20 protein-coding genes and 1 tRNA gene are annotated in these 22,759 nt (G+C 72.3%); 4 read left to right on the top strand and 17 right to left on the bottom strand.

Annotation, left to right across the window (positions count from 1 at the left end; all coding sequences use genetic code 11):
* The first annotated feature begins 210 nt into the window (after positions 1-210).
* A complete protein-coding gene (locus ACH01S_RS24110) occupies positions 211-396 on the top strand; it encodes a DUF5703 family protein (protein ID WP_067895592.1) in 186 nt (61 codons plus the stop codon).
* Between the two features lie 902 nt (positions 397-1,298).
* Here the strand turns inward: ACH01S_RS24110 and ACH01S_RS24105 are convergent.
* The 3 genes from ACH01S_RS24105 to ACH01S_RS24095 all read right to left on the bottom strand — a co-directional run bounded on the left by ACH01S_RS24105 (position 1,299) and on the right by ACH01S_RS24095 (position 5,439).
* The gene (locus ACH01S_RS24105) at positions 1,299-3,161 is read right to left on the bottom strand and encodes a chaplin (protein ID WP_083981061.1); all 1,863 of its coding nucleotides are present in this window, start codon (positions 3,159-3,161) and stop codon (positions 1,299-1,301) included.
* Between the two features lie 137 nt (positions 3,162-3,298).
* A complete protein-coding gene (locus tag ACH01S_RS24100) occupies positions 3,299-3,988 on the bottom strand; it encodes a hypothetical protein (RefSeq protein ID WP_067895587.1) in 690 nt (229 codons plus the stop codon).
* 134 nt (positions 3,989-4,122) lie between these two features.
* Positions 4,123-5,439: a M20/M25/M40 family metallo-hydrolase gene (locus ACH01S_RS24095; RefSeq protein ID WP_067895583.1), complete on the bottom strand. Its 1,317-nt coding sequence runs from the start codon at positions 5,437-5,439 to the stop codon at positions 4,123-4,125.
* A gap of 111 nt (positions 5,440-5,550) precedes the next feature.
* Here ACH01S_RS24095 and ACH01S_RS24090 point away from each other — a divergent pair.
* Positions 5,551-5,636: transfer RNA gene (locus ACH01S_RS24090), tRNA-Leu, on the top strand.
* Between the two features lie 574 nt (positions 5,637-6,210).
* Here ACH01S_RS24090 and ACH01S_RS24085 read toward each other — a convergent pair.
* Complete coding sequence (locus ACH01S_RS24085; RefSeq protein WP_083981066.1) at positions 6,211-7,395, bottom strand: saccharopine dehydrogenase family protein; 1,185 nt, start codon at positions 7,393-7,395, stop codon at positions 6,211-6,213.
* Positions 7,396-7,447: 52 nt separating this feature from the next.
* On the opposite strand from ACH01S_RS24085, the gene ACH01S_RS43760 reads away from it, so the two are divergent.
* Positions 7,448-7,954 (top strand): hypothetical protein, encoded by a 507-nt coding sequence (locus ACH01S_RS43760; protein ID WP_148344123.1) that lies wholly within the window; start codon positions 7,448-7,450, stop codon positions 7,952-7,954.
* On the opposite strand, the gene ACH01S_RS24080 is transcribed toward ACH01S_RS43760, so the two are convergent.
* Positions 7,857-8,870 carry an alpha/beta hydrolase family protein gene (locus ACH01S_RS24080; RefSeq protein WP_174564907.1) on the bottom strand — a complete coding sequence of 338 codons (1,014 nt, stop codon included), beginning with the start codon at positions 8,868-8,870 and terminating at the stop codon, positions 7,857-7,859. The two genes, ACH01S_RS43760 and ACH01S_RS24080, sit on opposite strands and share 98 nt — an antisense overlap.
* Positions 8,871-8,935: 65 nt before the next feature.
* Here ACH01S_RS24080 and ACH01S_RS24075 point away from each other — a divergent pair, with 65 nt between their 5' ends.
* Positions 8,936-9,781: a PaaX family transcriptional regulator C-terminal domain-containing protein gene (locus ACH01S_RS24075; RefSeq protein WP_067895580.1), complete on the top strand. Its 846-nt coding sequence runs from the start codon at positions 8,936-8,938 to the stop codon at positions 9,779-9,781.
* 63 nt (positions 9,782-9,844) lie between these two features.
* Here the strand turns inward: ACH01S_RS24075 and ACH01S_RS24070 are convergent, their stop codons facing one another.
* The 12 genes from ACH01S_RS24070 to ACH01S_RS24015 all read right to left on the bottom strand — a co-directional run bounded on the left by ACH01S_RS24070 (position 9,845) and on the right by ACH01S_RS24015 (position 22,751).
* Positions 9,845-11,773, bottom strand: coding sequence for an FAD-dependent monooxygenase (locus tag ACH01S_RS24070; RefSeq protein WP_148344125.1), 1,929 nt, complete (start codon positions 11,771-11,773; stop codon positions 9,845-9,847).
* 47 nt (positions 11,774-11,820) lie between these two features.
* Positions 11,821-12,573 carry a maleate cis-trans isomerase family protein gene (locus ACH01S_RS24065; protein ID WP_067895574.1) on the bottom strand — a complete coding sequence of 251 codons (753 nt, stop codon included), beginning with the start codon at positions 12,571-12,573 and terminating at the stop codon, positions 11,821-11,823.
* Complete coding sequence (locus ACH01S_RS24060) at positions 12,570-12,773, bottom strand: hypothetical protein (protein WP_067895572.1); 204 nt, start codon at positions 12,771-12,773, stop codon at positions 12,570-12,572. Before ACH01S_RS24060 ends, ACH01S_RS24065 begins: the two co-directional genes overlap by 4 nt.
* Before the next feature lie 13 nt (positions 12,774-12,786).
* Positions 12,787-13,182, bottom strand: coding sequence for a Zn-ribbon domain-containing OB-fold protein (locus tag ACH01S_RS24055; protein ID WP_067895569.1), 396 nt, complete (start codon positions 13,180-13,182; stop codon positions 12,787-12,789).
* Positions 13,179-14,339 carry an acetyl-CoA acetyltransferase gene (locus ACH01S_RS24050; RefSeq protein WP_246236468.1) on the bottom strand — a complete coding sequence of 387 codons (1,161 nt, stop codon included), beginning with the start codon at positions 14,337-14,339 and terminating at the stop codon, positions 13,179-13,181. Before ACH01S_RS24050 ends, ACH01S_RS24055 begins: the two co-directional genes overlap by 4 nt.
* Positions 14,340-14,362: 23 nt before the next feature.
* Positions 14,363-15,586, bottom strand: a complete 1,224-nt coding sequence (locus tag ACH01S_RS24045; RefSeq protein ID WP_067895563.1) for a metal-dependent hydrolase family protein — start codon at positions 15,584-15,586, stop codon at positions 14,363-14,365.
* Positions 15,583-16,488, bottom strand: a complete 906-nt coding sequence (locus tag ACH01S_RS24040; protein ID WP_067895561.1) for an SDR family NAD(P)-dependent oxidoreductase — start codon at positions 16,486-16,488, stop codon at positions 15,583-15,585. The genes ACH01S_RS24045 and ACH01S_RS24040 overlap by 4 nt, the downstream gene beginning before the upstream one ends.
* Positions 16,489-16,513: 25 nt before the next feature.
* Positions 16,514-17,755 (bottom strand): alpha/beta fold hydrolase, encoded by a 1,242-nt coding sequence (locus ACH01S_RS24035; RefSeq protein ID WP_067895558.1) that lies wholly within the window; start codon positions 17,753-17,755, stop codon positions 16,514-16,516.
* Complete coding sequence (locus tag ACH01S_RS24030) at positions 17,752-18,003, bottom strand: hypothetical protein (RefSeq protein WP_067895555.1); 252 nt, start codon at positions 18,001-18,003, stop codon at positions 17,752-17,754. Before ACH01S_RS24030 ends, ACH01S_RS24035 begins: the two co-directional genes overlap by 4 nt.
* Before the next feature lies 1 nt (position 18,004).
* Positions 18,005-18,592 carry a VOC family protein gene (locus ACH01S_RS24025; RefSeq protein WP_067895552.1) on the bottom strand — a complete coding sequence of 196 codons (588 nt, stop codon included), beginning with the start codon at positions 18,590-18,592 and terminating at the stop codon, positions 18,005-18,007.
* 118 nt (positions 18,593-18,710) lie between these two features.
* Entirely contained in the window at positions 18,711-20,420 is a 1,710-nt protein-coding gene (locus ACH01S_RS24020) for a (2,3-dihydroxybenzoyl)adenylate synthase (RefSeq protein ID WP_067895549.1), read from the bottom strand.
* A gap of 36 nt (positions 20,421-20,456) precedes the next feature.
* Entirely contained in the window at positions 20,457-22,751 is a 2,295-nt protein-coding gene (locus ACH01S_RS24015; protein WP_067895546.1) for a hydantoinase B/oxoprolinase family protein, read from the bottom strand.
* Positions 22,752-22,759 lie beyond the last annotated feature (8 nt).

The raw sequence follows: 22,759 nt of genomic DNA, 5'->3' as shown, positions 1-22,759 counted from the left end.
AACAGGCTCTTTCTTACCGGCTTCGTACAACGTCCCGGGACGGCGCGTTCATGCCCGCCGGGCGTCTCCGTCCACCTCACCGCCCCAGGAGGCGGACGGGATTCTCACCGCCGCGCGCCTCAGACAGGATGACATGCCGCCGGAGGCCGCGCGGACCGGGTCGCCACCGTACGGTGCCGGACACGCGGTAGACCAGTAATAATGGTCGCAATGGCGGAGTACACCTACCTCGTCCTGTCACTGCCCCGCGGCACCACGCGTGACACCGCCCGGCAGATCCTGACCGAGCACGCAGAGCGCGGCGGCTGGGAAATCGATCGGTTGCGCCTCTACCCGGACGGCCGCCGCCGTATTCAACTCCGCCGCAAGGTCATCCGCGTCGTCCGCACGTTCTGACCGTTCCCGGCAGTCCGCCGGGAGTGTAGCACTACGTACGGTCACTTCGGCGCACCGTGCCGTCGGACGTCCCGAGCCCCGTGAAGGGCAACGCCGGAAGGGCTCGCCGCATTCCGGACGGCGTCCGGCCCGGGCGTCGCGCGACTCCGCTCCGTAACCACAGGCGGTCATGGCGGTGGGGTCGCGTGGTGGCGGCGGCCGGGCTTCGCCTTCTGGGACGTGCGTCGCGGTAGCACGAATATCCCACCGAGGTAACGCCACTACCTGCCGGAACGCAGTGATGGCACGGACAGACGCGCCCCACCGAAAGGTAACCGGGCTCGCTCCCCCAAGTGGTACACGCCTTGGAGGCGCAACCGGGCGCGGGGTGTGCACCAACGGAGAGTGCTTGTACCCCTTGCGGCAAGGCGCTCATGACGCACGAGCCCCCACGAAACGCCCACAGCACGCGCCTACGCCCCGCGGGTTGCGGCCCGAGTGTTGTGGCCGGGGGTGTTGTGGCCGGGGGGCTGTAGCGAGCGGGTGTGGCCGGGGAGTGTGGCACTGGGGGTTGTGGCCGGGGGTTGTGGCCGGAGGGCTGTAGCCCAGCGGGTGTGGCCGGGGAGCTGTAGGCCCGGGGGATTGTGGCCCAGGGGATTGTGGCCCAGGGCATGTGGCCTGGGGTTGTGGCCGGGGGGTTGTGGCCCACGTGGGTGCGGCCCAGGGCGTGTGGCCGGGGTTGTGGCTCAGGGATGTGGCCGTGGGGTTGTGGGCGGGGTTGGGTGCGGGTGGGCCGCCGGGAGGTGGGGTGGGCCGCCGGGAGGAAGGCGCCGCCGGGAGGGGGTGGCGGTGGGCCTGGACCTTCCGGCGGCCACCGGCCTCCCGGCGGCCCCGGTGCCGCGGCGCGCGCGCCGCGGACCGTCCTACCGGCGGCGGACGGACGCCGAACGGTGCGCGGGCGTCCGCCGGACCAGCGTCAGCGCACCGGCCATGAACGCGACCATCCCGGCCGCGGCGACCGTCCAGCTCGACCCGTGCCGCTTCTCGATCGGCTCGACCGCCGAGACCTTCTTGATCGGCCCGATCTCGGTCGTCGCCGGGACGACGGGCTTCGCGGGCAGCGCCTCACCGCTCGGCACGCCGGGGACGTGGCGCTTCGCGGCCAGCAGGGCCCCGAGGTCCGTCCCCTTCGGCTGCGCGCCGTCCTGCAGGTGCCCCTTGGGCAGCCCCGCCCGGGTCGCGCCGCCGCTCTTCGGCAGCGCGCCCTTCGGCACGGCGCCCTTGGACAGGGCGCCCTTCTTGACGAGGCCGTCCACCTTCGGCAGGCCGGACGTGCCGCCCGCCGCCTGCCGACCACCGGCGCCGCCCACGTCGGACAGCTTCTTCGGCAGGATGCCGAAGGGGCTGTCGATCAGGCCGCCCGGCTTCGGCAGGCCGTTCGTCCCGGGCGTGCCGCCGGTCAGCCGGGCCGCCCTGCCCTGTCCCGCCGAGAGGCCGCCCACCGCCTCGCCCAGCGCGTCCTTCTGCAGCACGACGCCGTTCATGGTCAGGGGGCCGTTCTTCGGGAGCGGGTTCCCGACCTGCTTGGGCGATCCGGTGTCGAGCAGGGAGACGGCCGTCGGCTCCTGCCGGTCAACGGACTTCAGAGCGGCGACGGTGTCGATCAGGGCGACGTTCTGCAGCGAACCGTCCACGACGCCGGACGTCCGGCGGTACGGGTTGTCGTACGGGTCCTGGGTGGGGTTCTGGTAGGGGTCGTCCACGCACAGCGGGGCCGCCACGCCGACGACCGCCGCCGCGTTCCCGCACACGTCGGCAGGGGCCGTGACCGGCGCGCCGCCCTGGTTTCCCGCGAGGACGCCGTCCACCCCGGACGTGTGCTGGTCGCCGCCGTGCCCGCCGTGGGTGTGGGCGCCGCCCGTGCAGAGCGCGGCGGCCTGCCCGACGACCGCGGCGGCGTTGCCGCACACCTCCGCCGGGGCCTCGACCGGCGCGTTTCCCTGGTTTCCGGCGAGGACGCCGAAGGTGCCGTCGGTGGTCTGCCCGCCGGGCGCGGTGGGCGCGCCGGAGCCGCCGCCGCTGCCGGTGGACGCGCCGCCCTCGCAGGCCGCGGCCGCGTTGCCGACCGCGTTGCCGCAGACGTCGGCGGGCAGGCTGATCGGCGCGTTGACCTGGTTTCCGGACCCGGTGCCGAACACGCCGGACGTCGACTGCCCGGACCCGGCGCCGCCGCCCTTGACGACGGATCCGCCCTTGCATCCGGCGCCCGCCACGCCGATGACCGCCGCCGCGTTGCCGCACGCGTCCACGGGGGCGGAGATCGGCGCGTTCACCTGGTTGCCCGAGATGACGCCGCCCGTCCCGTCCGTCTTCTGGCCGCCGCCGTCGGCGACCTTGGCGCCGCCCTGGCAGCCCGCGACCGCGCTGCCGATCACCGCGGCGCTGTTGCCGCAGGCGTTCACCGGGGCGTTGACGGGCGCGTTGACCTGGTTACCGGACCCGACGCCGAAGGTGCCGGCCGTCTGCTGCCCGCCACCGCCGCCGTTCTGGCGGACCTTCGCGCCGCCGCCGGAGCCGGCGAGCGACTTCCCGAGGACGGCGGCGCCGTTCCCGCTGGCGTCGACGGGCGCGGAGATCGGCGCGTTCACCTGGTTGCCGCCGAGGACGCTCCCGCTGCCGTCGGTGGTGTCGGCGAAGGCGTTCGCCGGGAGGGCGCTGACGCCGAGGGCGACGACGCCCGCGGCGAGCACGGCGGCCCGGGACGTGCTTTTAGCCCACGTTCGCATGATGCTCCGTTCATTGGTTGGGGGTTGAGACTGAAGGTCTCGTTGTGAGGGGGGTGACGTGCCGCGCAGAGCGCACGACACGTCCCGGACCTGGCCCCGTCAAGGCGCGGGGCGGGCCCGGAGACTGTGCTCGGTGATCAGTCGGGCGCGAAGCTCGGCTCGTCCGCGGCGGTGCGGACGGCCGGGGGAAGCGCGCCGAGCGCGCGCGGGACCGAGGCCCGCGGCGGAGCCGGCGTCCATGCGAGGACGTTCGGGAAGCCCGCGATGACACCGGACGAGGCGGTGCCGCCGATCGTGGAGTGGTCGCCGGGCGGGGCGGGGGCGCGCATCGGCGCCGGATGCTGCCGGACGATCCGGTGCGCCGCGCGTCCACCGGCGGCAGGCGCCACGTGGCCGATCTTCACGGCGCGGCGCTGCTGAATCAGGGGCGCTGCCGGGGCGGAGTGGCCCGCGGGGACGGCCCTGCTCTCATGCGCTTTCGCTGCGGGACGCGGAGTCTCCGAGATCCCGGAAATTGCCGGACTTTCCAAGGGAGGCGGGGGCGGCGCGAGCGTCACCGGTTCCCGTTCGACCGGCGCCTTCTCCGACACCTCCTGGACGACGTGCCCGACCGGGCGCGGCGCGGTCTCGACCGCGGAGCCCAGGACCGGCGTCCCCGCGACGACCCGCGACGGGACCGCGGGCAGCTCGTCGGCGTGGGCCGCCGCCTGCGCGGCGCAGCCGAGCAGCCAGCCGGCGACCACCAGCCCGGCCAGGACGAGGACCCGGCGGACGGCGCGACGCGCGAGGACGGATACCGCCCCCGGCCACGCCGCGCCGCCTGCCACCGAAGAACCCCCGTCGCACCCAGATCGTCCGCAGGAAATGAACACTTTTCGCCTGGGCCGTGCGTGTGGGACCACCCAGGACGAAAAGCGTTCAGTGTGACGATAGCACTACGGAGTGCAATGGCGGGCCCGATTCAAGACCGATCAAGAAATGCGTCAAGGACCCGGACGCCGAAGCGCAGCCCGTCCACCGGAACGCGCTCGTCGATTCCGTGGAACATTCCGGAAAAGTCCAGTTCCGGGGGAAGCTTCAGCGGCGCGAAGCCGTAGCAGCGCATTCCGAGCCGGGCGAACGCCTTGGCGTCCGTCCCGCCGCTCAGGCAGTACGGCACCGGCAGCGCGCCCGCGTCCTCCGAGATCAGCGCGGCCTCCATGGCCGCGACGAGCGCCCCCTCGTACTCCGTCTCCAGCGCCTGGTCGTGATGGACGAAATCGCGCTCGACGTCCGGCCCGAGAAGTTCGTCCACGGTCGCGAAGAACTCCGTCTCGTGCCCGGGCAGAAAGCGCCCGTCGACCTGAGCCGTCGCCGACTGCGGAATGACGTTCGTCTTGTACCCGGCGTCCAACCGCGTCGGATTGAGCGTGTTCCGGAGCGTCGCGCCGATCATTCGCGCCAGCGGACCGATCTCCGAAAGGCACTTTTCCGGATTATCCGGGTCGAATTCCACCCCATACGCCAGGCAGGCACGTTCCAGGAACGCCCGCACCGTCTTCGTCAGCCGCACCGGGAACTCGTGCGACCCGAGCCGCGCGACCGCCGCCGCCACGGCCGTCACCGCGTTGTCCGGATGCACCATCGACCCGTGCCCGGCCGTCCCCTTGGCAGTCAGGTTCATCCACGCGATGCCCTTCTCCGCCGTCTCGATCAGGTACATCCGCCGGTCGCCGGGCACCGTCAGGCTGAACCCGCCGACCTCGCCCACCGCCTCCGTGCACCCCTCGAACAGCTCCGGATGCTCCTTCACCAGCCACCCCGAGCCCCACTTGCCCCCGGCCTCCTCGTCCGCCAGGAAGGCCAGCACCACGTCCCGCGGCGGCCTGCGCCCCTCCCGCAGCCGCTGCCGGACGACCGCGAGGATCATCGCGTCCATGTCCTTCATGTCGACGGCCCCGCGCCCCCACACGCAGCCGTCCGCGATCTCGCCCCCGAACGGATCGCGCGACCAGTCCTCCTTACGCGCGGGCACGACGTCCAGATGCCCATGCAGAAGCAGCGCGTCCCGCCCCGGATCCTCCCCCTCGATCCGCGCGACCAGACTGGCCCGCCCCGGATGCGACTCGAAGATCCGCGACTCCAGCCCGACCTCGTCCAGCCTCTCCGCGACGTACTCCGCCGCCGCCCGTTCCCCCGGCCCCGAATGATCCCCCGGATTGCTCGTGTCGATCCGGATCAGCTCCTGGCAGAGCCGGACGACCTCGTCCTCAGCGGTCGGCCCCTGGGCCACAGTCATCACCTCGTGTAGTCGCGTACCGTCCCATGGTGCCCCGCCGATCGACTTCGCCGCGACTCGCCACCTTTGGTATGGTGAACCCCGCCGCAGCCACACTGCGGCCTGCAACCGGTCCGGGTGGCGGAATAGGCAGACGCGCTAGCTTGAGGTGCTAGTGCCCTTCACGGGGCATGGGGGTTCAAGTCCCCCCTCGGACACACAGTTTCGACATAACCGAGCATTTCCCGGCATTCCAGAGCGCCCCTCGGCGCCGGTCTGCACCTGAGGGTCGGCCTTTCGCCACTTGATCACTCCCGTCCGCCGTCGCTGTATGCCGTGAGCACACGGGCCGCGACCCGCGTGCCAGAAACGGCGAGTCCAACGCCGTGAAGCGTTGTGGTGTCAGCGTTTCCTGTCGATCGCCGCCAGCAACGCGGGGGCCTCAGAACGACGCGCCCAGGGCAGCGCCCGAGTGTGCTCGATATCGAAATGCTCGGCCACAATTCGCTCGTGCTTACTTGCCAGCTTGGTGGTCTGATCATGCTGGTGCGCCCGCGACGTACCGGGTCTTGGTGATCCTCGGTCGACATCCGCACGTAGTACGCGAACCGTGATCCGTCCTGCCGCGGCTGTGTCGCGTGGCGGTTCCCCGACCGCTCAGCCCACGCTGGGAGAGTCCACCTCGGCCTTCCTCCCGGGTGCGCTCAATGGCCTCGCAGCCATGATCTGCGCTCCTCATGCCGGAATATCTTTGCCATTTGGTGATGACTCGCTCGTGCCAGCCGTCCCCGGCTACCCGTGTGCGATTTCTGTCATTGCCTTGGCCGGTGGGGCGTGTTGGGTCAGGTCGGTGAAGAAGCGGGCCGGGTCGATGATCGCTTCGGGTGGGTGGACGCCGGGCCGGGTGACGGTGCCGTCGACCAGTTGGGACAGGCCCAGTGCGGCCGGGATTCCGGTGGCCTCGGCCATGTTCTGCATGAGCGTGCCCGCCTGGGTCAGTTGGGTCAGGACCGTGGTCGCACGGTCGTCCTTTGTGCCGGTCGCGGCGGCGAAGAACATCGGCAGGGACCCGGGGCCCCTGAACCTGGTCGCGCGGACGGCGGCCCGGATGGCGCGGAGCATCGTGGGTCGGGCGAGGTCGGCGGCGGCCGTCTCGTTGGTGAGCCGCCCGGCGTCGATGTCGCGGCGCAGGACGTCCAGGTAGGCGACGGTCCCGGGGGTGATGACCATGAGGTTGGCGGAGTCGCCGGACGGCCGGAGGGTGCGTCGCAGGGTCACCGGCTCGGGATGTCCGACGGTGTAGGCGGTGCCCCCGCGGCCGCCGGGCAGGTCGAGCGTGACCGGCCGGAGCGGCCGGCGCTTCACGAGCTCCCCGTCGCGCACCTCCGCGATCGTCCCGCTGATCTGCTGCATCCAGTGCACGGCGGCCGCGAGGGGACGCCCGTCGCGTCCGCGCAACTCGGTGTCGTCGGCGCCGGAGCCGGGGACGTCGACCGGCCAGGCGGTGTAGATGTCGGTCACGGTGTCGAGGCGCGACGCCGCCCTGGCCGCGAGCAGGTTGCTGACGCCGGGGCTCGCGCCCATGCCGACCACGGCGCACACCCCTGCCGCACGGGCGTCACCGTCGAGATCGAGCATCGACAGGGTGGGCTCCCAGTCGTCGCAGATGTCCAGGTAATGGGTGTGGGTGCGGATCGCCGCCCGTAGTACGGCGGGGCCGAAGCGATAGTACGGGCCGACGGTGTTGAGGACGATGTCCGCGCCGTCGAGCAACGCGTCAAGCTCGCCCTCGTCGGTCACATCGACCTTGCGCGCCCTGAGCGTGACCGGCGAACCGGCCAGGGAGCGGATGAGCCGCCGCGCCGCGTCCAGGTCGCGGTCGGCGACGATGATCTCCCGGACGCCGGGCAGGCGGGTCGCGGTGCGGACCGCGACCCGGCCCATCGCACCGGGCCCGCCGAGGGCGAGAATCTTCATGGCCGCTCCGATCATTGCATGAACGTTCGATTTCTATACGATCGTGACAACTATGAGCACATCGGTGATCGCGCTGTTCCGCGAGCGGCCCGCGAGTCGGTTGACCGTCGTGGAAGGGGCGGGCGCCGTGCTGTTCGCCGCGGTCACCCTGCCGGTCTCGACGCCGGATCAGCGCAGGGTGCCCGACTGGGTCCAGCTCGCCGGGCTGGTGATGCTCCTCGTCCTGTACGGGACCGCGCTGCACACCTGGCGGGCGGTCATGGTCCGCGGCCTGCGCCCGGGCCCCGCGATGCGCCGCCGCGCCGGTGACGACCGGCGGCTCCGCGTGCTCGTGCTGTCCTATCCGGTGCTCATCGCGCTGCTCGTCCCGATCCCGGCCACCTGGACGCCGTTCTGGTTCTGGCTGACGCTCGCCGGCGCGATCGGCGGCGCGGTGTCGCTGACGCGGACGGCGGTGGCGGTCAACCGCCGCGCCGTTCCAGATACCGGCGCTGGTCACGCAGGTATCCCCGGACGAACAGCGACCTGGGCGCGGCGATGGCGGTCACGACGGTCCTGAAGCCGGAGTCCTCGATGTCCTTGCGCACCAGCGAGTGGGTGGCGTCCGGATAGCGCAGGACGCGCAACTGCCCCGGCGCGCGCAACGTCCGCCGGTATCCGGCCTCGGTGTCGGCCACGTCGACGTTGATGTCGTGGCCCCCGAGGACGAGCAGCACCGGCACCCGCACGGCGGCCAGGTCAGCGGACGCGTCCGAGGTGTAGTTCTTCGCGACGAACGTCCACCGGTCCCGCGACATCCCCCGCACGTCACCGCCCGCGGCCTTGTACTGCTCGTAGGTCTGGCCGTCCTTGAGCGCGCGGCGCATGCGATCGCTCTCGGCGATCTCCGCCCTGACCTCGTCCGGTGAGACGTGCCGGTCGCGGAGTTCGGCGAGCAGGTTGTAGCGCCCCTGCCGGAGCCAGTTGATCGCGGGCGAGACCGCGACGACGAACTTCACGTCGGGCGTCCGCCTCGCCACCTTGGGCATGACCCATCCGGCCTGGCTGGCGCCCCACAACCCGATCCTGCCCCGGTCGATGTCGGGACGCCGCTTGGCCCACTCGATCGCCGCGAGCGTCTCGTCCGCCCGGTCCCGCATGCTCTGGTGCAGCCAGTTGCCCGGCGCCCCGCCGACGCCCGGCTTGTTCCAGGACAGCGAGGCGTAACCGGCCTTGGCCATCGCCTCCCAGATCGGCCGGTAGAAGGTGTCGTGGGTGGCGTCGACCGGGCCGTCGCCGTGGACGAAGACCACCAGCCCGTACGGGCCGTGGCCGCGGGTCGGCAGGGCCAGGACCCCCTTCAGCGGCTGCGCGCCGCCGGTGATCGTCACCTTCCGCTCGCCGAGGTCGTAGTCGTTCTGGTGGATCACCCAGCCGGCGGCAGCGGTGACCAGCACCAGGACGGCCAGCGGCGGCACCCAGATCCGCTTGCGCACGTCCACCTCGTTTCGTTCATCATTAATACGATCGTTTTGAAAACGAGCGTACTATACTTGCCGCCATGCGGGAGATACCGAGCCGGGTGCTGGTGGAGGCGATGGTCCGCGCGGACGGCACCGTGGACTGCGGCGACCTCTACGCGGTGGCCGGGCTGCTGGGGATGACCGACCAGCAGGTGCGGCTGTCCATCAAGCGGCTGGTGACCGACGGCCGGTTCGTCCAGGAGGGACGCGGGCGCAAGGCCCTCCTGCGGGCGACCGCCGAGACGCGGCGGCGGATCGAGCCCGACGTCGAGTTCGTGCGGCTCATGTACCGGCAGGACCGCGGCGACGCGCCGTGGGACGGGACCTGGCACCTCGCCGGTTTCGCGATCCCGGAGCCGGCGCGCGCCGCACGCGACGCGCTCCGCGAGACGATCGTCTACCTGGGCGGCGCCCCCGTCCAGGGCGGCCTGTACGTGTCCCCCAACGCCTGGGAGGACCTGGTCGAGGCCGAGGCCGCCAGGCTCGGCGTCCAGGACCACACCACGCTTCTCACCAGCCGCGACCTCCGCGTCGGCCCCGAGCGCGACGCCCGCGCCCTGGCCCGCGCGCTCTGGCCGCTGGACGAGATCGCCGAACGCCACACCCGCCTCGCCGGGGTCGCCGCGGAGCACCTGTCCCGGCTGCGCGCCGGCCCGCCGGAGCGAGAGCGGCTGACCATCACCATCGAACTGGCCGCCGAGTTCACCCAGGCCATGGAGCCCGACCCCCTGCTACCGCCCGAGCTCCTGCCGCACCCCTGGCCTGGCGTCGAGGCGCGCAACCTGGTCGCACGATGCTGGGCGCAGCTCCTGGACAATCCACCCCAGAACGCACTGCGGCTGTACGAGACCTACACCGAGGTCGCGCGCTCGCTCACAACCTGAACCGGCATGGGCGACCAGAGCGACGAGGCGACCTGGCCGCCCTTGACGCCCCCCTTCGCCAAGTCAGCGGGGCGGTGTGTCGGCGGTGTGGAGTCGGGGTAGGGGGGTCGGCCAGGATTCGGCGAGATCGATGCGGTTCGCGACTATCTCGGTGCGTAGTTGTTCTCCGGTGAAGAGGGGTCCGCCGACAAGCATGCGCAGGCTCGTTGCGCGGCGTACTTGCTCGGCCAACTGGACGGTGGCGAGTTGCGCCGTGGCGTCGGGGGCGGCCGGTTGGAGCCGGACGATGTCCAGACCGGCGTCGGCGAGGTGTTCCAGGGCGTCCACGAGCGCGTCGGCGCCGGTTCGGTACGGCGTCGTCCGAGGCCAGCCCAGGTCCACGGCGACCAGGCGTAGGTGCGCGCTGTCCTTGCGGAGGACGCTGACGGTGTCGGCGAGGCGGCGCAGCGAGTCCAGGTCGGTCGAGGAAGCGGAGAGGTCGAACTCGATGAGGCGGAACTCGGCCTCGACGGCCCTGTCGTGCGCCGCCTGGTCGTCGGCGGCGATCCGGACTCCGAGCATGGCCGGTGTCAGGGCGGACACGCGCCGATTGATCTCGCGCCAGGAGCCGGCGTCGAACTTCGTGGCGGTGAGGTCGGCGATGACGGCGGCGGCGCCGCAGAGGGCCAGGCCGCCGAAGAACGTGAGTTTGGCGTCGTGATCGCGCGCCGGGTCGACACGGAGGGGCGGCTTGGTGACGACCAGCCGGCTGGGCAGGACGTCGTCGCGGACGCGGATCGGGCTGCACAGCGGGTCGTCGGTGCGGTCGCCCACCCCGGTCGTCGCCGCCACGGCGTCGTCGAAGCCGGCGCGGACGGTCCGCGCGAAGTCGGGGAAGAACGCCCGGACGCGGTCGAAGGACAGCGCGCCGGTCCGGGTCAGGTAGTGGAAGGCGAGGTCGGCGGCGTCGCAGTCGAGGCGCCCGCCCATGGTCTCCCACCAGAGCTGGCTGGCCTCGGCCCGCATCTGGAGCCGTTCGACGATCGGGCGGCGCCGCTCCTCGAACCGCTCGAAGGCCAGCCCGGTGTGGGGTTGGGTGGTGAGTTCCGCGGCCAGGGTGATGGCGTCGTCCATGGCCAGGGTGGTGCCTGATCCGACCGAGAAGTGGGCGGTGTGTGCGGCGTCCCCGATGAGGACGACGTTGCCGGCGCTCCAGCGCCCGCAGCGGATGTTGCGGAACCGGGCCCAGCGCGAGTTGTTCGCCTGCAGCCGCGCTCCGCCGAGGTCCGCGCCGAACGCCTGTTCCAGGTAGCGGCGGCTGGCCTCGTCGCTGGTGCCGGGGGCCGCCGCGGCGGTGTCGAACCCGTCCAGGCCCGCGTTGCGCCATGTTCGCTCGTCGGTCTCGACCAGGAAGGTCGCGAGCCCGGGGGCGTAGGGGTAGGCGTGCGCCGCCCAGGATCCGTGTTCGTTCTCGACGAAGCTGAACGTCATCGCGTCGAGATCGAGGTCAGCGCCGAGCCAGATGTACATGGCGCTGCCGGAACCCTCGTCGACGTCGAGCTGTTCTTGGAGCGCGGCGCGCGTGTCGCTGTGGACGCCGTCGGCGGCGACGACGACGGTGGCGGACCTCAGCTCGGCCAGGTGCGCCCGCCGGTTGAAGACGATGCGGGCTCCGGCGTCGGCGGCCTGCTCGCGGAGGGTCGTGAGCAGGGCCTGCCGCGCGATCGCCGTGCCGCCCTGCTCGCCCCAGCGGATGGTGGTTCCGCGATGGCGCAGTTCCATCCCGTGGCCGGGGACGCCGGCCGCGGCGAGGCGGCGGTGGGTGTCGGGGTCGACCTCGGCCAGGTTCGCCATCGTGCGGTCGCCGAGGCCGATGCCGAACCCGACCGTCGCGTCGGCCGGGTGCTGCTCGTAGACGGTCACGTCCCAGCTCGGATCCATGAGACGGACGAGGCGCGCGAAGAACAGCCCCGCCGGGCCCCCGCCGAGGCAGGCCACGCTTTTCGTTGACAACTCTTCTCCATTCCGACCTGAACATCGAGCGCGCGTGTCGGGCGCGGTCACGTCCCGCCGAGCAGGCGCCCGGCGCCGGGGACGACGGGACGCAGCCCGAGCCCGGTCAGCATCTGGTGCACCGTGGCCGTCGCGGCCGTCACGACCGGGAGGCCGCAGGCGTCTTCGATCTGCTGGACGACCGGCAGAGAGGGCATCTGCACGCAGGCGGACAGGACGAGCGCGTCGCAGCCGGTCAGGTCGAGCTTGCGGTAGTGGCCGACGAGGTCCCGCGGGTCCAGCCGGCCCACTGCGAGGTTGTCCGCGACGCCGAGGCTCAGCGCGTCCCGGACGGCGATGCCCTCGGCCGCGAGGTAGTCGCGTACCAACCCGGTCAGCGAGTCGACGTAGGGCGTCACCATCGCGACCGTCCTCGCGCCGAGCACGCCGAGCGCCGACACGAGCGCGCCGGCGCTGGAGATGACCGGGGCCGGCGACCCGTTCCGGGCGGCCGTCTCGGCCAGGTCGCGTTCGGCGCGACGGTGGTAGCCGCCGCCCGGTGCCATGATCGCCACCAGGCAGGCGTAGGCGTAGACGTCGCAGCGGGCGTCGGACAGCTCCTTCACGCACCGGGTGCCGCCGGCGTTCATCCGGCTGAGTTCCTCGGCCGTGACGTGCCGCATGCGCATGCGGCTCGAATGGACGGTGAACTCCTCGTCCGGGACGAGGGACCGGCGGCGCGCGAGCATCGCGGGGATCTCGGTCTCCATCGTCGTGTTCGAGCTCGGCACGATGAGGCCGAGCCGGTACCGCGCGGTCATGACCGGGGCTCCCGCGCGCGGTACACCCCGCCGATGGAGCGTCCGAAGTTCGCGACGTAGATGGTGTAGAGCTCGACCAGCCGTTGGTGGCGGTCGTTGGCGTCGACGGTCCAGTCGATCCACGGGTCGTCGACGAATGCCCTCGCCAGGGTGATCGGGATCTGGTCCGCGTCGGCGTCGTTCGCCAGTCGGATCGTCATGGGGTCATGCCTTTCACTGGTTGTCCGGGACCGTCGTGAAGACGGGGAGGGGCGGAGCGCCGGGGCGGTCGCGCCAGGTCACCCGGACCTGGTCTCCGATGGCCGCCGGGCCTCCGACGATGTTGCTGACCAGGCGTGGCCCCTCGGCGAGCTCGACCACCGCGACCAGGTACGGCGGGTCGAGCCCGTCCAGGACGCGGACGCGCACCTCGGTCAGGGAGTGGACGGCACCGGTCCCGGCGGCGGCGACCCAGCGGACGTCGGAGCCGTCGCAGGCGAGGCAGAACGGGCGCGGGTAGAACTGGTGGGCTCCGCATTCCGCGCATTTCTGGATGCGGAGTTCGCCGTGGCGGCAGCCGTCCCAGAAGGGGGCGGTGAGGGCATCGCCGTAGGTCTCGTCACCGCTCATCGGGCCAGCACCACCGTGGAGGCGGTCGAGTTGTAGCCGCCGACGCCGTGCGCCACCGCGATCTCCGCGCCGTCCACCTGCCGGTCTCCGGCCTCGCCGCGCAGTTGCCGGACCGCCTCGACCAGCAGCAGGGCACCGAGGGCGCCCGGATGGTTGTAGGACAGGCCGCCGCCGGACGTGAGGGCCGGAAGCCGTCCGCCGGGGGCGAGGGTCCCGCCTTCGACGAACGCTCCGGCCTCGCCCTTGGCGCAGAATCCGAGGTCTTCCAGTGCCATCAGCACCGTGATGGTGAACGAGTCGTAGGGTTCGAGCACGTCGACGTCGGCGGCGGTGATCCCGGCCATGCCGAACGCCTCGCGCGCGGACACGACCCCGGCGGAGGTGGTGAGGTCGGGCATCGAGGCCAGGTGCCAGTGGGTGTGGCTCTCGCCGGCGCCGAGCACCTTGACGGCCCGCTTGGCCGCGTCGCGGGCCCGGCCCTCGTGCGTGACGACCACGGCGGCGCCGCCGTCGGTGACCAGGCAGCAGTCGTGCCGGCGCAGCGGGGTGGAGATCATGCGCGAGGCGAGCACGTCGTCGATCGTGAGGGGATCACGAGCCCACGCCTTGGGGTTGCGCTGGGCCCAGGCCCGCGCCGCGACCGCCACTTCGGCGAGGTGCTCCGGCTTGGTGCCGTACCGGTGCATGTGCCGGGCGGCCATCATCGCGTAGTGGCCGATGGGCGCCGGGAGCCCGAAGGGCGTCTCGAACTGCGCGGTCAGATCGGCCGAGTCGGCCTCGCCGGACATCCTCCGCTGCCTGCGCGTCCGCTGCCGGGACGCGAAGCCGATCAGCGCCACCTCGCAGCGTCCCTCCGACACCGCCAGCATCGCGTGGTGGACGAACGCCTCGAACGCCGCGCCGCCGAGGTCGGAGGAGTCGGCGTACCGCGGCGCGGTGATCCCGAGGTACTCGGCGACCCGCACCGACCCCTCCTCGCCCATGTAGTTGACGAAGACGCCGTCGACGTCGCGGAGCGTCATGCCGGCCTCGGCGAGCGCCTCGCGCGCGGCGAGGGCGAACATCGACAGCTCGGTCTGGCCGTGGACCTCGCCGAGTGCCGTCTCGGCGACTCCGGCCACGTACACGGGACGACGGCCCCATGCCTTCCTGGTCACGTTGTCCCCTCTCATAGATCAGGTCAGGCTTCGCCGCCGGGCAGGCGCCCGGCGGCGAGCTCTCCGTCCTTGACGACCGCCCGCACCCGGTCCCGCAGCGTGTCCAGCTCCAGCGGGTCGCCTTCGACCACCACCAGGTCGGCGCGCTTGCCGGGCTCCAGGGTTCCGAGTTCGTCGCGCAGCCCGAGGAGCGACGCGGCGGCCGAGGTGGCCGACGCCAGGGCCTCGGCGGGGGACATCCCGCCGTCCCGCATCAGCGCGAGCTCCTCCAGGTTCCGGCCGTGGGGGTAGCCGATGGCGTCCGTGCCCATGGCGATCGGCACCCCGGCCGCGACGGCCCGGCGGAAGGAGTCGCGGTGCGCCTCGATCACCTCCTGGACCTTCGACAGCGCCGACTCGCCGACCGCGGCGCCGTTCTGGACGGCGTGCAGCACGCTGTACGGCGCGATCAGCGTCGGTACCAGCACCGTGCCGCGCTCCAGCATCATCGAGACGGCGTCGTCATCGAGGTAGATGCCGTGCTCGACGGAGCGCACACCGGCCAGCACCGCGTTGCGGATCCCGGCCGTGGCCTGGGCGTGGGCCATCACGCCGAGCCCGGCCGCGGACGCCTCGGCGACGGCCGTCCGCAGCTCCTCGGGGCTGAACTGCGGGCGCCGCGGATCGGTGCCCGGGGACATGACGCCGCCGGAGGACGCGACCTTCACCCAGTCCGCGCCCGCCCGGACAAGCTCGCGCACCCGGGTGCGCATCTGGTCGACGCCGTCGACCACTCCGTCTGGCAGCGCCGGGTTCCCCGGCGGCACCGGGACGCGGTGTCCCGACGGCAGCCACGGATCCGCGTGCCCGCCGGTCTGGCTCAGCATGGTGACGGCGATCCGCAGCCTTGGACCGCGCACCAGGCCCAGGTCGACGGCCCGCTTGGTGCCGAGGTCGGCCCCGGCCGCGTCCCGCACGGTGGTGAGCCCGCAGTCGATCAGCAGCCCCAGGTTCCGCGCCGCCGAGTAGTACTGGAGCGAGTACGGCGCCTCCAGCAGCCGCACGACGTCGTACTCGCTCACCATGACGTGGACGTGGCAGTCGATCAGGCCGGGGAGCAGCGCGTGGCCGGTCAGGTCGACGCCCGTGTCGCCGTCGAGCCCGGCGCCGACGGCGACGATCCTGCCGTCCTCGACGACGACGTCGCCCGCGCGGGGGGCGGCGCCGGTCCCGTCGAAGATCTCCGCGCCGTGGTAGAGCGTCCTCATGACGGGCTCGCCGGATCGAGGAAGTGGTCGATGTCGGGAGGGGTCAGCAGGCGTCCCGGCAGCTCCTCGGCCAGGGCCTCCACGGTCCAGCGGCCCTCGGCCCGGACCCGGGACGTGACGCGCGGCATCGACACCACGGCGACCTCGCTCCCCGAGCAGTGGAACACCTGGCCGTCCGCCGGGCAGCCGGCCGACGCCAGCCAGCAGATCAGCGGGGAGACGTTCTCGGGCGCGGCGGCGTCGAAGCCCTCGGCCGGAACGGTGTCGTCGTCGATGCCCGCCGTAATCCGGGTCCGCGCGCCGGGGGACACCGCGTTGGAGCGCACGCCGTACCGTCCGCCTTCGAGCGAGACGCACCTCGACAGCGCGAGGACGCCCAGCTTCGCCGCGGCGTAGTTGGCCTGTCCGACGTTGCCCGCGAATCCCGCGATGGACGTGGTGTGCACGACGCTCGCGTCGGCCGCCTCGCCGCCCTTCGCCCGCCTGCGCCAGTGGGCGAGCGCATGGTGGGTCGGGGCGGCGTGTCCTTTGAGGTGCACGCGGACCACGGCGTCCCATTCGGCCTCGCTGAGCGCGGCCAGCGTCCGGTCGCGCAGGATCCCCGCGTTGTTGACCAGCGCGTCGAGACGGCCGTAGGTGTCCAACGCGAGCTCGATCAGCTCTCCGGCCTGGCCCCAGTCGGAGACGTCGTGGCCGCTGAGCACCGCCTGACCGCCGCGGCCGCGGATCCGGGCGACGACCTCGGCCGCCGGGGACGGGTCGGCGCCCTCGCCGTGCAGGTCGGCGCCCAGGTCGTTCACGACGACGCGTGCGCCGAGCTCGCCCGCCAGCAGGGCGTGGGCCCGGCCGAGGCCGCGCCCGGCGCCGGTGATGATGACGACGCGGCCGTCAAGCGTGGTCACAGGGTCTCCAGAGTTCGTCGGGTGGTCAGGTGGCGAATCGGGCCGAGAGCCAGTCGCACACGATCGGGTCGGCCTTCTCGAAGGCGGTCCCGGGCTCGATCGGCCCGCCGAAGTGATCGGCGCGGACGCGCACGTGGGTCTTGTCGCGCGAGCCGAGATCGTCCACGATCCGCTTGGTCTGGCTCGGGAAGACGCAGTTGTCGCCGGTGTACTCGACGACGAGCGCCGGGCAGGTCACGCTCGGCGCCGTCCGGGCCATGTCCGCCTTGCTGGACAGGCCCGACCACGTCGAGAGCCAGGCTTCGGGCGTGGTCATCCGGCCGAAGCCGAGCAGCCCGTAGTTGGTCACGTGCGGGCGGCGTCCCCAGACCGAGCCGTACCGGCGGTCGGACGGGTCGAGGCTCAGGTCGACCGTCCTCGGGTCGGCGTCCGTCCGGTGGACGAGGACGACGGGCTGATGGGTGGCCAGCCGCTGGTCGGCCGCCCCGCCGCCCTTCTTGAAGCGGGCTCGGGCCGCCTGGCGGCGGTCGATGCACTCGCGGGCGTACGCGTCGATGCGGGCGATCCGCGCGCGCTGGGCATCGCGGTACCGCTGGAGGAACGACGGGTCGTAGCTGGAACTCGCCGGGGGCGGGGCGAACCCGTTCGCCGGATCGAAGAGGTCCAGCGAGCCGTCGACGGAGAGCGGGTCGCTCTCATCGGTGACGGACGGGTCGACGCATCCGAGCAGCAGCGCCCCCTGGCCCGGGTGCGGAGCGACGTAGACGATGCCGTCCACCCCGGGCAGGTCGGCGTCCGGAAGCCCGACCGGGCGTCCGCCCGGCGTCACGGCGATCCGTTCGGAGGCGTCGCGCGCCGCCTGGTCCAGATAGAACGTGTACAGGCTCGCCCCGCCGGAGTTCGCCAGGCACACGATGTGCCGGTAGTCCCGTTCGCGGAGGAACGCCATTCCCGCGGCGATGTCCAGCAACGCGTTCTCGTGCACGAGCCGCAGGTCGCCGCCGCCGGACCGGCCGAGCTGCGTCCATACCGAGAACCCGCGGTCCAGCAGGGACGGGATCAGGTAGTGCCGGGAGGCGTCCGCCCGCGGGTGCATGATCGTGACGACCGTCCGGGCGCCCGGAACCTCGTAGAGCACGCCGGTCACGGCCGCCCCGTCCGCGGTGAACAGCACGTGGCTGCTCTGCGTCGCGTGCGCGGGCGGCGTGTCCGGGTACCAGTCGCCGTTGAGGACCGGGCGGGCGGACGCCGGAGCCGATGCCGTCATCGCCGTGCCGGCGCGATGCGGATCTCGTCCGCGTCGTAGCGCAGTAGGTCGCCGCTGAAGCCGCCGCCGAGCACGCTGAACCAGACGGCGTCGCGGAAGCTCGTCGCGGCGCGGTCGATCACGATCTCGCCGTCCGCCGCCACCTTGAGGTAGGCGCCGACCCGCGTGCGGGTGATCGGGGAGTCCGCCGTGGCGGCGTCGGCCAGCGGGGCGAACTCTGGGACGTCCAGTACGTAGAGCGCGGTCATGTCAGCCCTCGTCCTTCTCGTCGTGGCCCTCGACGAGTTCGGCCTTCTCGACGAGTTCGGCCTTGCGGCGCCAGACCTTCTCCAGCGTCGGGTCGTCCTCGCCGAGGACGTCGAGCAGCGCTTCGAGCGACAGCCGGGCGTCCCGCTCGTCGCGCTCGTCCAGCTCGCGCAGCGGCCGGGTGACCTCGAAGATCATGCCGTTGGGGTCGCGCACGTAGATCGACTCGATGGTCTCGTGGGCGACCTGGGCGATGACGCGGATCCCGTGCTCCTCGAACCGCGCGCGCCAGTCGAGCAGGTCCCGCTCGGTGCGTACGTGGACCGCCAGGTGGTAGTCGGGGCGGGGTGCGTCGGGGTCGGGATCGGCTCCGAAGTAGTAGAAGAACGCGAGACGGTCGCCGTCGCCGATGTCGAAGAAGAAGTGCACGAAGTCCGGATGGCCCTTCGGGCCCCAGCCCTTCGCGGTGATGATGTGCGGCGTTCCGAGCCCCATCACGTCGCGGTAGAAGCGGATCGTCCCCGCCGCGTCGGTGGTGACGTATGCCGCGTGGTCGACCCCGCGGAGCCTTGCCTGCAGCGTTCCGGGCATTGCCGCCCTCCTCTCATCTTACTTGTCGATTATTCTACGTATACGTCAAATCGTCAAGCGGCCTGGACCCCAGCCGATCGGCCGCGTGTGCCGGGAAGCGGGGAGCCGCGAGGCGGGCTCAGCCGGTCTGGGCCCGCTCCTCACGCAGGCGCTCGGCGATGAGCTCGCGCAGGTCCTTCTTGGAGATCTTGTCGACGTTGGTCCGCGGGAACTCCTCGACCACCTCGACCCGCTCGGGCAGCTTGTACTTGGCCAGCCCCTTCGCCAGCAGCAGTTCGGCGAAGTCCGCCACCGTGGGGGCGGCCCTGCCCGCGGAGAGCACGACGAACGCGCACACGCGCTCACCGAGGATGCGGTCCGGCATGCCCACCACCGCGACCTCCGCGACGGCCGGGTGCTCGACCAGGAGGGCCTCCAGCTCGTCGGCGTGGATCTTCTCGCCGCCGCGGCTGATGTTGTCGGTGATGCGGCCTTCGTGCGAGTAGTACAGGGTGCCGTCGATGAGGTGCGCCCGGGCCAGGTCGCCCGTGCGGTAGAACCCGTCGCTGGTGAACGCCGTCCGGTTGCGCTCGGCGGCCCGGTAGTAGCCGCGGATCGTGTACGGGCCGCGCGCGGTGAGCTCGCCGATCTCGCCGACCGGGACCTCCTCCTCGGTGCCCGGTCGCAGCAGCCGCACCTCGTCCAGCGGCGAGAGGGGGCGGCCGCACGTGCCGTGCCGGGCCGCCTCGGGTTCGGACTCGTCCGCCGTGAGGAAGATGCCCTCGCCGGTGCCGTACAGCGGCACCATGGGGCAGCCGAACATCTCCTCCGCCTGCCTCGCGATCGACGGGATCGACGGCGCGAAGAACATCCGCCGGACCGAGCCGAACCTCATGCCGGCGAGGTCCGGATGCTCGCTGATCTCGGTGGCCAGCCCGGCCCCCATGAGCGTGTCGGTCACGCCCTCCGCGGCGATGACCCGCGTCAGCTCCGCCAGGCGTGCGCGCGGCGCGAGCGCCAGCCGCGCACCGCTGAGCAGGGCGGCGTTCACCGCGCAGGTGATACCGGCGTTGTGCATGATCGGGGTCGCCTGAAGGACGACCGAGCCCGGCCCGAAGCCCCAGGTCTCGGCCCAGGCCCGGGCGTTGTAGGCGTACTCGCAGTGCAGTCTCGGGATCAGCTTCGGCACGCCGGTGGTGCCGCCGGAGAGCTGGAAGACACCGACCGACTCGGGGTCGATCCGCCAGGTGCGCACGGTCGCCGCGGCCTCGTCGGCGTCCACCGCCTGGACCAGCTCCTCGTAGCGGTGCTGGCCCTCAAGGCCCGGCCCGCCGAACACGACGACGGCCTTGATCGACGGGTTGCCGGCGGCCATCTCGGCGGCGAAGCCGGGCAGGTCGTAACCGCGGAAGCGATGCTCGACGAGATGGAGGCGGGCTCCGGTGTGCTGGATGAGGTATCCGATCTCCCGGGACCGGTGCTGCGCGAGGCTGCAGATCGGCACCAGCCCGGCGCGGAGCACGCCGAAGTAGGCGACGACCGTGGTCACCTCGTTGCCGAGCTGGAAGATCACCGGATCGCCCGGCCGCAGGCCGAGGCGCCGCAGGGCGACCGCGAACCGGTCGGCCGCCCGGTCGAGCTCGCGGTAGGTGAGCCGGGAGGTGTCGGAGGTGACCGCCTCGCGCTCGGCGAAGCGCTCGGCGGTCTCGTGCAGCTCTTCGGCGAGCGTGAGCGCTCGCCAGTAGCCGGCCTCCCGGTAGCGCCGCGCGAACTCGTCCGGATACGGCACGACATCGGCGGCGCAGGAGCTGGAGGGGCTGGACGGGCTGGACGGGTCAGCGGTGGTCATCGGACTCCTCACATCACACGGGTAGGTGGTCGCCGTTCAGCCGGTGAGGGGCTGCCGCGCGGGTACGACCTGGGTCAGCAGCGCGGTGAAGCAGCCGGGGCAGTAGACCTGGCGGAACACGACCTCGTCGTCGACGTACGTCGAGGCGTCCGGCCAGGCGCCGGGGCCCGCGCCCTCGGGTCCGGTGACCTGCCGCGGCAGCCGGGACAGGTGATCGCCGTCGCGTTCGCCGAGCAGTTCGCCGCAGTGCCTGCAGCACAGCCGCTCGGGCTCACCGCCCTCAGCGGGCAGCACCGCGATGTTGTCGTCCAGGGGGCGTGCTCCCTGGACCCCGCAGGTCCGCGCCCGCCGGTCCGGGGATCCCGCGCCGGTACGGCGCCGCTGGATCAGCTCGGCCCGCCGCGCCGCCGTCGCGGAGTGGTCCGCTTCCAGCGACGACTCGTCCAGGACGACCCCGTACACCTCGTGCGCCGCGGTGGCCGAGATCTTCCCGGCGGCGAGGTCGGCGGCGACCGAGGCCGGGTCCCGGCGCAGCGGGTCGCCGTACCCGCCGCCACCGGCCCACTGCAGATAGATGGCGCCCGCGGGCTCGACCCGCAGTTCGTCGTGGGCCTGGACGATCTGCCGGGTCCCGGCGAGCTCGTCGAGACTCTGCGGGATCTCACCGGCGCGCAGGGCCTCGTGCGCGCGGCTCTCGTGCACCACGATGTCGAGCTGGGTCCCGCCCGGGTATCCCCCGGCCAGGCCCGGGCTCATCGACGCCGCCTTGCTCGCCCCGGTGAACATCGCCAGCATCGGCCCGCCGACCCCGTGCGGGACGGCGCAGATCGAGCCGCTCACGCCGCCGCGCTGCCGTCCCGGCCCTCCGGTGTCGGCCTCCTCCCGCCGCCACAGGTACAGCAGCGGCTGGCTGAACTCGGTCATCTCCACGTCCGGCGCGCGGCCCATCGGGATCACGAACAGGCCGCCGGTGTCGACGCCGTCGGCGTCGACCTGCGCCCCGTAGCCCGAGGCCATCGAGTCGGCGAAGCCGCCGAAGAACGGCTGCCCCTCCTCGTCGACGCCCATCAGGCCGCACCCGTCGTAGGTTCCGGCGCATACCGACTGGACGCGCGGCCGCTGGTCCTCGTCGGTGTCGAGCATCCGCGCCAGGCAGTCCGCGACGAGGTTCGACGACGCCCATGCCGGGCCCACCGGGGCCTTCGCCACCGCGGCCGGGAAGGTGGCGTTGTTGATCGTGCCTTCCTCGCTGACGATGTCGAAACAGCGCATGAGCCCCCCGGCCGCCCAGGGGATGTCGCCCGCCAGGATCGGCAGCAGGGCGAACATGACGCCCGCGCGCATGCCGGAGTAGGGGCAGTTGATCATGCCGGTCTGCGGGTCGGTGCCGGTGAAGTCGAAGGTCAGGTGGTCCGCGCGCTTGGTCATGGTCAGCGCGATCTTGTGCATGCCGCGGTCGCCGAGCCCGGACTGCTCCTGGTAGCCGACGCTGGACCAGGAGCCGTCCGGGAGGGACGTCAGCTTGGCGCGCAGGCGCCGCTCGGAGTCGTCCATCATCCGCTTCATGACGGCCTTGACCTGGTCCGGGCCGTACCGGTCGATGAGCGCGAGGAGCCGGTCCCTGGCGATGTTGTTGGCGCCGATCTTGGCGCGCAGGTCGAGCCCCACCATCTCCGGGACGCGGGACCGCCGCAGGTAGAGGTCGACGACGTCCTGCTGCAGCCGGTGGCCACGGACGATCTTGACCGGCGGGGTGGGCAGCGACTCGGCGAAGACGTCGGTGGCCGTCGGCGAGAACGAGCCGGGCGCGCTGCCGCCGAGGTCCTCCACGTGGCAGATCGCCGTCGTCCAGGCGAAGAGCCTGCCGTCGTGGAACACCGGGGCGAGGATGGCGACGTCGTTCTGGTGCAGTCCCCCGCCGACCCACGGGTCGTTGCAGAGGAACATGTCGCCTTCCTCGATCCCCGGGCTCTCGCTGCGGTGCAGCAGCGTCCAGTAGATGGCGAGGTCCATGGACGCGACGAGGCCGGTGTTGTAGAGGCCGACCTGCACCTCCTGCCCGATCTCGTCGCAGATGGTGAAGTCGAAGTCGTTGACCTCGGTGACCGAGATCGACCCCGACATGCGCTTGAGGGTGTCGCCCATCTCCTCGGTGATCGCCCAGATCCGGTGGCGGATCACCTCGTAGGTCAGGGGGCCGATCTCGTCCCCGGCCTCCGGCGGGACGTCGTGGAGCCGCAGCGAGGACGGGATGCTCCGGCGCAGCTCGTCCGGTGCGATCGGGCGGCTGGTGAACGCCGAGGCACCGGTGATCTTGAGTGGTGGGGTCATGGGATATG

The organism is Actinomadura chibensis NBRC 106107 (assembly GCF_001552135.1).
Taxonomy (GTDB): domain Bacteria; phylum Actinomycetota; class Actinomycetes; order Streptosporangiales; family Streptosporangiaceae; genus Spirillospora; species Spirillospora chibensis.
This window is presented reverse-complemented; position numbering and strand designations above follow the sequence as displayed.